14 protein-coding genes and 1 pseudogene are annotated in these 13,091 nt (G+C 37.3%); 7 read left to right on the top strand and 8 right to left on the bottom strand.

From position 1 onward, the window contains the following. Window positions 1-233 precede the first annotated feature (233 nt). The 3 genes from ACEN3Z_RS07190 to ACEN3Z_RS07200 are packed head-to-tail and all read left to right on the top strand — an operon-like array spanning window position 234 to window position 3,220. The gene (locus ACEN3Z_RS07190; RefSeq protein ID WP_407090310.1) at window positions 234-1,193 is read left to right on the top strand and encodes an alpha/beta hydrolase; all 960 of its coding nucleotides are present in this window, start codon (window positions 234-236) and stop codon (window positions 1,191-1,193) included. Further along, window positions 1,174-2,565: an alcohol acetyltransferase gene (locus tag ACEN3Z_RS07195; RefSeq protein ID WP_407090311.1), complete on the top strand. Its 1,392-nt coding sequence runs from the start codon at window positions 1,174-1,176 to the stop codon at window positions 2,563-2,565. The genes ACEN3Z_RS07190 and ACEN3Z_RS07195 overlap by 20 nt, the downstream gene beginning before the upstream one ends. Continuing rightward, window positions 2,555-3,220, top strand: a complete 666-nt coding sequence (locus ACEN3Z_RS07200) for a DUF6320 domain-containing protein (RefSeq protein WP_407090312.1) — start codon at window positions 2,555-2,557, stop codon at window positions 3,218-3,220. Before ACEN3Z_RS07195 ends, ACEN3Z_RS07200 begins: the two co-directional genes overlap by 11 nt. A 490-nt stretch (window positions 3,221-3,710) precedes the next feature. Here ACEN3Z_RS07200 and ACEN3Z_RS07205 read toward each other — a convergent pair whose 3' ends face one another. The 3 genes from ACEN3Z_RS07205 to ACEN3Z_RS07215 all read right to left on the bottom strand — a co-directional run bounded on the left by ACEN3Z_RS07205 (window position 3,711) and on the right by ACEN3Z_RS07215 (window position 5,242). After that, complete coding sequence (locus ACEN3Z_RS07205) at window positions 3,711-4,472, bottom strand: LysM peptidoglycan-binding domain-containing protein (protein WP_407090313.1); 762 nt, start codon at window positions 4,470-4,472, stop codon at window positions 3,711-3,713. A gap of 168 nt (window positions 4,473-4,640) precedes the next feature. Beyond that, window positions 4,641-4,826, bottom strand: coding sequence for a glycoside hydrolase family 2 TIM barrel-domain containing protein (locus tag ACEN3Z_RS07210; RefSeq protein WP_407090315.1), 186 nt, complete (start codon window positions 4,824-4,826; stop codon window positions 4,641-4,643). A gap of 2 nt (window positions 4,827-4,828) precedes the next feature. Beyond that, window positions 4,829-5,242, bottom strand: a complete 414-nt coding sequence (locus ACEN3Z_RS07215; RefSeq protein WP_407090330.1) for a glycoside hydrolase family 2 TIM barrel-domain containing protein — start codon at window positions 5,240-5,242, stop codon at window positions 4,829-4,831. A 287-nt stretch (window positions 5,243-5,529) separates the two neighbouring features. Between ACEN3Z_RS07215 and ACEN3Z_RS07220 the strand changes: the two genes are divergently transcribed. Then, window positions 5,530-6,582: an IS30 family transposase gene (locus ACEN3Z_RS07220; RefSeq protein WP_407090316.1), complete on the top strand. Its 1,053-nt coding sequence runs from the start codon at window positions 5,530-5,532 to the stop codon at window positions 6,580-6,582. A 201-nt stretch (window positions 6,583-6,783) separates the two neighbouring features. On the opposite strand, the gene ACEN3Z_RS07225 is transcribed toward ACEN3Z_RS07220, so the two are convergent. Then, window positions 6,784-7,167 (bottom strand): MerR family transcriptional regulator, encoded by a 384-nt coding sequence (locus tag ACEN3Z_RS07225; RefSeq protein WP_407090317.1) that lies wholly within the window; start codon window positions 7,165-7,167, stop codon window positions 6,784-6,786. A gap of 76 nt (window positions 7,168-7,243) precedes the next feature. Here ACEN3Z_RS07225 and ACEN3Z_RS07230 point away from each other — a divergent pair, with 76 nt between their 5' ends. The 3 genes from ACEN3Z_RS07230 to ACEN3Z_RS07240 all read left to right on the top strand — a co-directional run bounded on the left by ACEN3Z_RS07230 (window position 7,244) and on the right by ACEN3Z_RS07240 (window position 8,923). After that, entirely contained in the window at window positions 7,244-7,543 is a 300-nt protein-coding gene (locus tag ACEN3Z_RS07230) for a hypothetical protein (protein ID WP_153861772.1), read from the top strand. 280 nt (window positions 7,544-7,823) lie between these two features. Next, window positions 7,824-8,312, top strand: a complete 489-nt coding sequence (locus ACEN3Z_RS07235; protein ID WP_407090318.1) for a GNAT family N-acetyltransferase — start codon at window positions 7,824-7,826, stop codon at window positions 8,310-8,312. 80 nt (window positions 8,313-8,392) lie between these two features. Next, a complete protein-coding gene (locus tag ACEN3Z_RS07240; RefSeq protein ID WP_407090319.1) occupies window positions 8,393-8,923 on the top strand; it encodes a 3'-5' exonuclease in 531 nt (176 codons plus the stop codon). A gap of 190 nt (window positions 8,924-9,113) precedes the next feature. Here ACEN3Z_RS07240 and ACEN3Z_RS07245 read toward each other — a convergent pair. The 4 genes and pseudogenes from ACEN3Z_RS07245 to rsmI form a co-directional block, all read right to left on the bottom strand. Further along, a pseudogene (locus ACEN3Z_RS07245) lies at window positions 9,114-10,474 on the bottom strand (IS1380 family transposase). A gap of 134 nt (window positions 10,475-10,608) precedes the next feature. Continuing rightward, the gene (locus ACEN3Z_RS07250; RefSeq protein WP_407090320.1) at window positions 10,609-11,163 is read right to left on the bottom strand and encodes a DNA-3-methyladenine glycosylase I; all 555 of its coding nucleotides are present in this window, start codon (window positions 11,161-11,163) and stop codon (window positions 10,609-10,611) included. 14 nt (window positions 11,164-11,177) lie between these two features. Beyond that, entirely contained in the window at window positions 11,178-12,137 is a 960-nt protein-coding gene (locus tag ACEN3Z_RS07255; protein WP_407090321.1) for a YdcF family protein, read from the bottom strand. Window positions 12,138-12,214: 77 nt separating this feature from the next. Beyond that, window positions 12,215-13,084 carry a 16S rRNA (cytidine(1402)-2'-O)-methyltransferase gene (gene rsmI, locus ACEN3Z_RS07260; protein WP_407090322.1) on the bottom strand — a complete coding sequence of 290 codons (870 nt, stop codon included), beginning with the start codon at window positions 13,082-13,084 and terminating at the stop codon, window positions 12,215-12,217. Window positions 13,085-13,091 lie beyond the last annotated feature (7 nt).

A 13,091-nucleotide genomic window follows, 5' to 3' on the forward strand; every position in this document is an offset into this window, starting at 1 on the left:
GTGGTGAATTAACCATATCAGAAAGGGGGTCTTTTTTCATCACCTAATGGGTGATGAAGCAGATTACTTTAAAGACTATTAAATCAATGTTAGGAAAGACTATTAGTAAAACTATGAATTATTCAGGATTTTATAAGTCTTATAAGTATTTTTTGATCATTTTTTACTAACAACTTGACACTTCTCTTGATATACGACACACTGAAGAAAACTAAATATTATGAGGTAGTAATATGAATACTCTTAAACGTTTTGCATTAAAATTATTATCATCGCCAACGATTAATATGCATGAATCATACAAATTCGTACGGCAATTACAAAAGGTTCTTGTCACCCCTTCTAAATCCCGCTTTCAGTATTTGGATCAGAAGATTTATTCTGCAGATCAAAGTCATGAAATTCCGATTCGCATTTTTCGTCCAAAAAAATTGATGAGTAGTGACATTATATTATTCTTTCATGGTGGGGGCTGGGTTTTAGGAAATATAGATACCTATACAAAAGATTGTCGTCGTTTGGCTGATCAAATGGGGCGGATTGTCTTAGCGGTTGATTATTTAAAAGCACCTGAGAATCCTTACCCTGCTGGTTTCGAAGACTGTTATCACGTCGCTCAACTACTTTTATCACGTCCGGATTTAACGGGAATTAAAGGCGCGCGTAATATTATTATTGTTGGAAACTCAGCTGGAGGAAATTTAGCTGCTGTCGTTTCTTTACGCTTACGTAATGAAGGAAAACCTTTACCAAGTAAACAAATTTTAATTAATCCTGTGACGTATTGGCGCCACGATGAAGCGTCTCCTTTTAAAAGTGTTGAGGAGAATGGCTATGACTATGGACTCACAGCAAAGAAAATGCAGGAATATATGGAAATGTATGAACCGGACGAGGTCAAAAGACAGAATCCGTACATCGCACCGTTAATGACTGAGGATTTTAGTAATCAACCGGACACTTTAGTTATCTCATCTGAATTTGACCCTTTACGTGATGAAGGTGAAGTTTATGGCTTCATGTTGTTAGAAGCTGGAAACCAAGTGGAAATTATGCGTGCAAAAGATACTGTTCATAATTTTCTTTTTGCCCCATTAAATGAAGGTATTATTGATACAACTTATTTGTTAATCAAAGATTATTTAGAGAATCACTTGAGAAGGAGTGACATACGTGGAGAATCAGAAAGTTAATGAGCGTAAAAATTGGGTTCGCCTAGATAACGCATCAAATATCTTCTTAGCAGCGATGTCTAACCGTGATAGTAAAGTGTTTCGAATTAGTGCTGAAGTCACTGATACAGTGGACCCTGACTTGCTACAACAAGCTTTGAATAAAGTCTTTGAGCAAAATTTACTTTATCACAGTGTTTTGCGGCGCGGTTTCTTTTGGTATTACTTGGAAGAAAGTGATTTGAAGCCCAAAGTAGAGCCAGATACGAACACACCCTGTCGTCCTTTGTATTTTTTCGATCGGCGTAATTTATTATTTCGTGTCATGTACTGGAAGAAGCGCGTGAGTCTTGAGGTCTTTCACGTCTTATCTGACGGAACGGGAGCGATGTGGTTCTTTCAAGATTTAATTACCGAGTACTTGAGTTTAAAACATCCTGATTTAAAAGATGAAGACGTTGAAGTTTCGACTTATATTCATGACCAATCGAGTGAAGACAGTTTCGAGCGCCATTTTAGACGAAAGGATCAATTGAACTTTTCGAAAGCTGCCCAATCAGCTTTACGGGGAGTTACAACGGTCGGTGCTAAGGCAAAAAACTTCTTATTCCCTGCGGTTGAAAAGGAACCCAAACCGAGTCGAAAAGTCTATCACTACAAAGGAACTTACACGTCAGATTACCGTCCGCGCGTCGTTGAATTGGAAATGCCAGTCAAAGATATTTTGAAAAAAGCGAAAGCGATGAATGTTTCTTTAACAGTTTATCTGACTGCAGTTTTTATGGAATCGATTCGTAAAGCCGAACCGAATTTCCAAGGGGATGAGACGATGGCCGTTTCTGTGCCAGTGAATTTGCGTCAGTTCTTCCCTTCTGATTCCGCGCGAAATTTCTTTGCGGTGACACGGTTGGAATATAAATATAAGAAGAATGGTGACAATTCTTTAAAAGCAATTTCTCAGGAATTAAAAAATCAGCTAGATCCGCAACTAGAGAAAGATTCTTTAGAAAGTTGGCTTAGTCAGCTAATTCAATATGAGTACCATCCTTTAAGTCGGATTATTTTACGACCGATTAAAGATTTGGCTTTAAAATTTGCTAATTACATGAATAATCGTAAGCTCACTTTTGCGATTTCCAATCTTGGTCTAGTTAGTTTCCCTTATTTAGTTGATCAAATGATTCATCAAGTTTATTTCCATACGATTGCGGTTCGTCCGCAGTTTTGCGCAATTAGTCATAATGATGTATTGACGATAACTTTTACGTCCCCATTTATTGAAACGGATATTTACCGTCATTATGTTAGGTTCTTAAGTGACGAGAATATTCCGGTGACGATGACGGTAAACAAAGTGACTGAGGAAGAGTTGGGAGGTCGTTATGATGCGTAAGTGTCCAGAATGCCACGTGAGCGTGAAAGGTGATTGGGATAAATGCCCTCTTTGTGAGGCGCCTCTTGATAGTAATATTCCAGTCACATCCAGTTCAATGCCAGATGTGCCCTTGCAATTTAATCGTCGTTTCATTACTCAATTTTTGATGGCTTTCTCTTTAATTGTTGTGGCAGTTATTCTTGGGATTGGCTTACTCTATCACGGTCGTATCCAATTGTTTCAAGGGGCAGCCTTTGGAATAATTACAATGTGGTTGGCAGTGCTGACCTTGATTCGCAAGCGTCGTAACATTGCCAAAAGCTTACTTTATTTATTAATCATCTTGTCCCTCATGTGCATTTACTTAGATTACACGATTGGTTGGTCAGCTTGGTCGCTAACTTATGCAGTTCCTATCATATGTAGCTCGACTTTAATTAGTATGATCATCACCGCACGGATGACCCGCATGAAACCAGGTGATTATGTTCTATACTGGGCTGCCGTAGCTATCTTAAGTTTAGTGCCGATAATCTTCCTTTTAATCGGTTGGATTCAATTTCAAACCCCTTCCTTGATTTCCTTTGGCTTTGGTTTAATTGTGTTGATTTATATGCTAGTGACAAAAGGCCAAGTGATTTGGGGAGAGATCAAGAAACGAACATTTATATAAAATGCGATTGGCATCGACTTCGGTCGGTGCTATTTGTTTGGATTGGAGTTGAGAATTTAATTGGACTTGTCACTCTATGACAGGGGAAATTAAACAACTAACAGGACTTGTCACTATATGACAAGGGAAATTAAACGGCTAACGGGACGGGTCACATAATGACAGGGGAAATTAAACGACTAACGGGACGGGTCACATAATGACACGGGATATTGAACGCCTAACTGGACAGGTCACACAATGACAAGGGAAATTGGACAGCTAACTGGACACGTCATCACATGACAGGGGGAATTGAACGGCTAACAGGACACGTCATCACATGACAGGGGATATTAAACGCCTAACAGGACGGGTCACCGAATGACATGGGAAATTAAACACTTAACGGGACTTGTCACCGAATGACAGGGGAAATTAAATCCTGCACCCCGCTCCCAACACAAAAACAGCGCCAATCACCGAAGTGGTTGGCGCTGTTCAATCTATATTATGGTTGTGACACTCTTAAGTAAGTGCCAATATAGATAAAGTCAGATGTTAAGTTGTTCCATGCTTTTAATTGATTGACTGAAGTTCCGTAGCGGTATGCGATGTTAAATAATGTGTCGCCGGGTTGTACTCGGTGAACGGTTCCTTGTGATGGCGGTTGATTGTCGCCACCTCTAATATTTAAGCGCATGCCGATGGCTAAGAAATCAGATGACAAATTGTTCCATGACTTCAATTGGTTAACCGTTACGCCGTAACGATTCGCAATGCTCCATAATGTATCCCCTGATCTGACTGTATAAGTTAATCCTTCAGATGGAGGTGGTGTTGTACCTTGATCAGATACAACAAGTCGCATGCCAATGTATAAGAAATCAGATGATAGATTGTTCCATGATTTAATCTGATTCACTGTTACACCATAAGTGTTAGCGATACGCCATAAAGTATCTCCAGCTCTTACTGTATATACTGAGCCTGTTGGCGGTGGTGTTTCAGCGTCTGTGACGATTTTTAATTGTTGCCCAATTTGTAATAAATCAGTTGTTAAATGGTTCCATAATCTTAATTCGTTAGCTGTTACGCCGTAGTCGTTTGCGATTTTGTTGAGGTATTCGCCTGGTCTAACCGTATGAGTAATCACTGTGCCTGTACTGTAGTCTGCGTCTGCTTGGGCCATGACGGTTCCAACGCTCGTGTTCATTGCGCCAGCAAGTGTCAATATTGCTAAAGGAACCATTAATAATTTTACTTTTCTCATCGTTCCCACCTCTTTCAATTTCAAACTTAAGTGCTCTCTTTCTCTAAATTAACCTTACCAATAAAACGGTTACATATCAACTCCATAGCCTTTTTTACACAGTTTTATAACACAAAATTCACACATTAGAAAAAGCATCCTAAATCAATAGGATGCTTCGTTTAAAATCTATTCAATATTTTCCCAGCGTTCTTTTAATTTATAAGCGACGCGTTTAGGTTGGCATTGACATGTGAATACACCTTTTCTATTTCCGTTCACTCGCATCAGACCTTCAACAGTTTGGAAATCAGCAAAGTTCCAAATTTGCTCACTTTGAACCATGTCATAATCAGCAAACACGCGGTGATACATATCTAAGTACCCATCCCTGTATTGCTCTGTCCCATCACAGATGGTAGTTTTGATTCACCGATGTAATTATCTGTACCATATTCAGTAAAAATCATTGGTTTATTTAAATCGAGTTCTACCCAAGCGTCCATCTCATCACGGAATAGTCGTTCAGCACCTTCAAAGTCTGATTCACCTTTAACATACCAACCGTAATAACGGTTCATACATAGGGAATCAGCATGGTGATAACTTTTACAAGCATCTGGAGTTGAATACATAATTAAGGCAAATATACGTGGACGTTGTTGCGGACCATATTTGTGAGCTGCTTCAAATAATGGTCCGAAATATTCATTCGCTGCTTCTGTTGTTGTGCTTGGCTCATTCAGTAAGCTCCATGCAAAGACACTTGGGTGATTTTTATCACGTAAAATCTGTCATGAATATCTTCAATATGGTTCTTTTGCAATTCATCTAGATTTGGATGAGCTTCAAAGAAGTCAATATCTGTACCTTGAGAAGCTGCTAAGAAGTTTACGATACTTTCTAAATTTAATAACTTACACTATGATTATATCAAAACCATGACTTTACTCAGTTATAAAAACTCTTTAACAGATTTATATACTGGTGTGTTGTAAGATGAAACGCAACACTAAAAAAAGACATGAAGATTCGTTATACTTAAGTCACCACAACATAGTATAAGGAGAGAATCTTCATGTCACACACTCATTTTAACACAAAGAAATCTAAAGGGCATTTGAAATTCACGGAACGTGAACTGATCGAACAATGGCTAAAAGAAGACAAAAAGCAAGCTGAGATTGCCCGTTTGCTTGGCCGAAATAAATCAACTATTTCACGTGAAATCAAACGGGGTACCGTCGTCCAAATTAGTCAAGGTAAAAAAGTCGAGAAGTATCTAGCTGACTTTGGTGAAGTCACTTATTTAAAGAATAGACAACGCAGTCAATCAAAAGGTATGCAAGCTTACTCTGGACGCTTTTGGTATAAATTAAAGAAAGCTCACCACAATGGTGTTTTCAAAGGAAAAGAGCGAACTCACAATATTAAAACATTTGTGATCTCCTATGCTTTAAAACATCCTAAGGAAAGAGTGCCTTGTTTCAAAACCGTCTATCGCTACATTCGACAAAATGCGCTGTGTATCAAGCCCCATGATTTACCTATGATGTATCGTTTGAAACCAAGAAAAAATAAGCACAGTCGTCCAAAGGGACGAAATAAGAAAGTTCTGGGTACCAGTATTTCGGACCGAGCATCAAGTGTGTTAGACCGCTCGGAATTTGGTCATTGGGAAGCTGACTTAGTAAAGGGAAAACGCCATAAAGAAGAGCCGGCAGCCATTACATTAGTCGAACGGAAAACACGCTTCGCTATAGCAATGAAGATTGAGGATTATAAAAGCGAGACTGTATTAACGGCTTTTCAAACACTTGTAGAAAACAGCCCTCATCAGTTTAAAACTATTACATTTGATAATGGATCTGAGTTTGCGAAAGTATCTGAGCTTGAAAACGATGATTTATCTATTTATTTTTGTCATGCTTACGCATCATGGGAACGGGGGTCTAACGAGAATTTCAATAAACTCTTAAGAGAGTTTATACCGAAAGGTAAATCGTTACATCATTTTACTTCTGACTATATATCAGAAGCAGCTGGTAAGATAAATAAACGCATACGATCCATACTCGGTTTAATGTCCGCTCAAGAAGCCTACCAGACCGAATTGTCTTTAATGGAATAAAGACTTGAGTTATAAAAGAATCGAAAAGCGACATTTCCCCCATGGGGGAAACCCTATACCTAAAAGTCTAATGGGGTATGTCTTTTGAATAACAATAGTGTTGCATTTGATTTGACAACAGAGGGTTGCTTTAAATACTATTAAATTAATGTTTAAAAACAATATTAGTAAAACTATGAATTATTCAGGCTAAATATTAGTTCATCTGTTATTATTTATGCTTTTAATTTTTTCTTGCATAACTTTTAGCCTAGCCAAGCCAGCTTCAATCATCTTAGATTTTTCTTCTAAGTAGTTTACTTTATTATCTAATAGTTGGATGATTTCTTGATAATCATCATGTGTCATTGAGTAGATTTCATCAATTGATTGATATTTTTCATCAATATCAACAAGCAACTTTATTTCAGAAAGCGTAAAGTCTAAACCTTTTAATTGTTTAATTTGTTCTATTCTTTCTAAATCATGATCTGCATATTCTCTGGAATAACTTTCCCTATTAGGTTTCACAAGTCCTAATTTTTCATAAAACCTAATTGTATCTTTTGATAAACCAGATAACTTAGTAATATCTTTTGTTTTCATTTTGATTACCTTTCTCTTGACATAGACCTTACTCCATCTTTTAAGATAAGTATAACAAATAGTAAAGGAGAATTTCATGATTTTATTTAGAATATTTATTTTTTTGTATGGTTTACTTACTGTAATTGCTGTTGGGGAAGAAGTTAAGGTTGAACAATTCAATTGGTCGCATCCAATCTATATTTTGTTAAGTCTTTGCTTAATGATATTTGCGGTAAAAACTGATCCAGAATGGCTATTGTATTTTGGATTGATTGCTCTTATCATTTTTGCAGTATTCATGGGAGTGACAACAAACTCTTTTCACTGGATACATCTGATTGTCCGATTAATCACTTCAATTACGCTTATATTCGTATGGAATTGGTTGAAATAAGATAACTAATGATTGTTGAATAAATCAATTGTTAGATGTTATCTTACCTAAATTATGAAAAGTTTCTAAAAATTCAGGTAAAACACTAATTTAACAGTGTTTTACCTGATTTCTTGTTATTTTCAGTTTCTTACTATTGCTTGTGTTATATGTAACTATTATAAAATAAATGCTTATTACAGGGAAAGTATTAACCACTTAAAGTATCTTTTTCAATAATTCAAAAGAACGTTTGAGTTCCATTTTTTTGTAATATAATCCAAATAAAAGGAGACATGGATTGAAACATTACACTATAAAACAAGTGAATGCACTTGAATATCAAATTTTACAAAAGTTTCTTTATGAGGCATTATTTCAACCGGATCCCAAGAATCTCTTTCCATTTTCGATTGTCGAGACAGCAGAACTCAATAAATATATTGATAAATTTGGCCAATTGATAGGCGATTATGCCATTGCAAGTTATGATGGAGAAAATCCAATTGGCTTAGTTTGGGTACGACTTGTTGAAGGCTATGGGCATGTGGATAGTAAAACTCCAGAATTGAATATCTCTATCCTATCCCCATATCGTGGTAAGGGGATAGGGCGTACATTATTACAGAGTATGTTCCAATTACTAAAAGACAAAGACTACAAACAAGTATCGTTATCTGTGCAAAAGGCTAACCGAGCTTTGACGTTGTATCTAGCGCTAGGCTTCGAAATTTATACCGAGGATGAAGAAACGTTTACAATGATTTATTCATTGATTAATAATGATTAACTAGACTACCTCGAGTCCAGTTTGCTTTTTGTTTATAAGAAGTTTAATATGGGTAGATGATTAAGAAAAGAGGTTATTGTATGCATGATTTTGTCGCCTTAGACGTTGAAACGGCCAATCAGAATCGTTATACGATTTGTTCCATCGGGATGGTACGTTTCAAATATGGGGAAATACTGGACAGTTATTACCTACTGATTAATCCAGATGAAAGTTTCTCATTGGCGAATATTCATGTTCATGGCATTCAAGAGCATGAGGTCATTTCTTCGCCGAGATTTTATGATATAACTAAACAAATTGAAGATTTTATTGGAGGGCGACCGGTTGTTGCTCATAATGCAACGTTTGATATGGGCGCTTTGAAAGATAATTTTAATCGCTATGGTTTAGAAATACCTGCCTTTAAATATGCTTGTTCATATCAACTTGCAAGGGCAGTGCGTAAGAACTTTTATAATTATAAATTAAGTACGATTGCGAATTACTATGGCATACCTTTAACGCATCACGATGCTTTATCAGATGCTAAAGCGGCAGGGCTTATTGTATCTAAGTTTATACATGAAAATCGGTTTTCAAACTTAGATCAATTAGTTAGACCTGAATAATTCATACTTCTAAAATTTAAGTTATTTTCACAGTTCTTTTTCAATTTTGCTGTGTTTTGTAATTTTTTCGGATGTTTTAAAATTTCCCGAAATTTTTCCGTGCTGAAAAACATGAATTAATTTTAACCAACCAGATTTTGGGCGCACTTCACCCTTGACACCCTTATTTGTTTTTTTAAATAATAGCTTTTTAAATATATTGCCGAATCCTTTGGATTTGCCTGAACACAGCATAAAACTCTCGCTGATAAACATGCGAACTTGATAATTTTAAATACATTCGCCTGGCAGTAGTGACCAGTTTTCCCGCCACTTTAAACAATCGAAGGCGAATCGTGTTTACTCGTAGTCCTTTCCATTTTAAATCAAAACAGATGGTGCGTAAGAAGTTAACGATGTTGTAAGCCAGTAGGCTAATCATCATACGTGCTTCATTTTCAAGGAATTCAGGATTATCCGTCTTATCAAAAAAGAAACTGTTTTTTGCTTCTTTAATATAATTTTCCATCGTACCACGCTTGTTGTAAGTTTCAAACACTCGTTTGGCAGAGACGTTTTTTGAGAAGTTCGTGACAATAAAGGCATGGCGAAAAAGTAATTCGCCGACTTCTCGTGTTGATCGGACACAGACCCGGCGAGGTTTTGTCCATGAAGCGGCTTGATAAGGCACATTCTGATAGTAAACTTCTTTTTCATCCCATGGATGATTATTATCATAGTACACAAATTCTTCAGCTAAACGAGTCAAGTTTCGATTGCTTTTTAACCGAATGACATACTGATTTTCGTACAACTCACATAAATCATAAATAGCTGGGGTTGCGAATCCACTATCCCCACAAACGAGGATATCTGTCGTAGGCACCGCTTGGTTATAATGTTCCAATAAAGGTTCAAGAAACTCTTGACTCCATTGGAAGTATATTGATTTCCTGACCGAAGTTTTGCTTTCAAAAAGTCTCCGGTCAGCCCGTCAAAGGCCACCAAAGGGTGGTAACCATTCGTTCCATAATGGGCGTTGTAGGCAGTTTGTTCTTGATTGCCGAAAGTATCCGAATGTGTTGAATCTAAATCGATAATCATATTGATGTCATTGCGGACTAACCGTGCCTTATCAATTAATTTTTGATTGAAGACCTGTAAACTACGAATTGTTTTTTTCGTTATGCGATCAAAGAATCGGGAGATAGACGATTGAGAAGCAAACGGCTCATCAGATGCCAGTGTTTGTAAGACTGGATCAGCTTGTAAAATATTTGCCGCTGAATCTGTGTCATAACCGGCTATAATCTGTAAAACGAGCTGCTTTAAAATCTTATCAATCGTATGGGTCCAGTACTTACGCCCCTCATCAAACGTCACTATATTTTCAGAATATTTAGTGAATTGGAATGCATCCATCAATTCGTCGACGAGCACCAATCCAGAATCACTGGATAAACGACCACCTGTATGAGAGACATGTAAATTATTATTGAATTTTGCTACTGTTTCTTGTAAAGTATCCATTGAGAGAGCCCCTTTCTGTTGTTGTTGTAATGAACTAACCATATCAGAAAGGGGTTCTTTTTACATCACCTAATGGGTGCTGAAGCAAACAAATATAAAAGTGATAAAGTCAACGTTAACATAGCTTTTTAGAAAAACTATGAATTATTCAGGTTAAATTAGTCTGTTTGATAATTTTAACGAAAATTACAAGCTAAATCGTGGTCATTGATAATCCCAATAGCTTGAAGGTATGAGTAAATTGTGACACTGCCAATAAATTTAAACCCGCGTTTCTTCATATCTTTTGTCACTGCATCACTTAAGGGGCTTTGAGTAGGCCGTTCCTCATCTAATTGACTCACGACTTGCTCACCTGAAACAAAGCCCCAGATGTAAGCATCAAATGTGCCAAACTCTTCTTGAACTTTCATAAAAGCTCGTGCATTCGCAATCGCCGCTTTTATCTTCCCTTTGTGGCGAATAATTCCTGCGTCGTTCGCTAAGCGTTCAATATCTTCTTCACCGTATTCAGCAACTTTTTCATAGTCAAAGTGATCAAAGGCGTTTATAAAGTTCTCTTTTTTGGATAAGACGAGTTGCCAGGACAAGCCGACATGAAAGCTTTCCAATATTAACCATTGAAATAACAATTGATCGTCATGTTCCGGCACTCCCCAGATATGGTCATGGTATTCCACATAATAATCTGGTTTGTCCGCAATCCATTCACAGCGTTTGATTTCAGTCATTTTGTCCACTCTCCTTAATTTAAAATATCGAACAAGCCAATCGCAATTAATATGATGATAAAGGCGTAGTTCAGCTCGCTAGTAAGTAAAATATAAGCTATATATTCACGAATAATTGAGAATGGCCATAAATACGATGGTGTACCTGCGCCTTGATAGTAGGCTTTAAAGTGACTTTGGCGCGCAATATAGGTCGACCGCATCAAGTGAAAGCGGCTCGTAATGACCACCACTTTCCCGGACAGGCGATGTTCTTTAATTAGCTCATTGGCGAATTTAAAGTTTTCATCCGTATTTTTCGCTCGTGGTTCTAATAAGATATCTTCGGCTGGGATTCCTTTTTGAATTAAATAATTCTCCATCCCCTCAGCTTCTGAATACGTTGACTGATGCTGAGGACCGCCGGTAACAATAATTGTGATTTTTGAATGAGTTCGGCTCTTCTGTCTATAATACATTTGAATTGCCTCGTCTAACCGTCGTCTCAAGACATTCGTCACATTATCTATGTCATCTAACTGACTTCCTAAGACTAGTAAAATCGTTGCTTGCTTCCCTCTCGACCACAAACTAATCGCAAAATTTAGCGTAATATAGCACAGAAACGTCCCTACAAAGTAAATCGATAAGTAAATATAAATGCCAATAATTTCTTGGATTTGTATATCATTCAAGCGTAACATTGCCCAAATCGTTGCCCCGACAAAGACAAGCAAGGTAAAAGCTAGGATAAGATTAAAAATCGTCCTGGAAATCTTCGGTGAAGGTTGCCGGACGGTCTGATTAATTGCTAAGATCGCAATCAGTAATAAGACAAAGGGCACTGCCGCAATGAAAAAGCCACTAATAATATATAAAAAATATCGAAACATAAAGACAGGTGTCCAATTACTTTGTAAAACCAAGCCCATTAAGAAGCTATTTAAACCGTACAAAGCGAAGGCAGACGGTTGGAGCCAAGAATAATTCGTCAAAAAAGAGAGGAGAAATAGCACCAAAAACACAATGGCAATTCCATACAATAGCACTCTTTTCCCCCCTCTGAATATTTTTAAGTTAAGTTATGATAATCATTATAAACAATTTGCTTTTTAACTTCACGAATTTTTGCAACTTCTTTAATGGCGTCTTTCGCTTGAATCCCTTTGGTGGTCATCATTAATTCCACGTGTTCTTTATAAGGTAAATTCGATACCGCTTCGTCTATGGCTGTTTTCACAGAGCCACCTTCGATTAAGAGGACGCATTCCCCTTTAAGTTCACGGTCTTTAAGATGTTCACTCACTTCCGCTGCACTCGCGCGAATGTATTCTTCATAACGTTTTGTTAGTTCACGCGCGATGACAACCTGCGTGTCTTCTCCTAAATGCGTCACAACTTGCGATACAGCTTGTTTAATCCGGTAAGGTGATTCATAAAAAATCGCCGTCTCATCTCTTTGCCCGACAATTTCTAAAGCCGCTTTTTGATCTGCCTTCCCTCGTGGGAAAAAGCCGTAATAAGTAAACTGTTCACTTGGTAAACCTGAAGCAACTAGGGCAGTTAAAGCCGCATTCGCTCCTGGTAACGCCACAACTGTCAAATCCTCTTCCAGACAAGCTTGAACTAGAGGTTGCCCAGGATCATTAATTAAAGGCATTCCGGCATCACTGACTAAGGCAATTGTCTTACCTTCATGTAATTCATTAACCCAAGCTGTGACTTCATGACTGCGTGAATGTTCATGAAAACTACGTAAATTCGCTTGAATATCAAAATGATTTAATAACTTAATCGTATTTCTTGTATCTTCAGCTAGGACAATATCAGCCTCTTTTAAGATATTGACGGCCCTAAACGTCATATCTTCCAAATTACCAATCGGTGTTGGCACTAAATATAATATTCCTGCGTCTTGTTGTTGGAAACTATGTTGTTGCACACTGATC

This window comes from Ruoffia sp. FAM 26254, from assembly GCF_045528545.1.
Lineage (GTDB): Bacteria > Bacillota > Bacilli > Lactobacillales > Aerococcaceae > Ruoffia > Ruoffia halotolerans.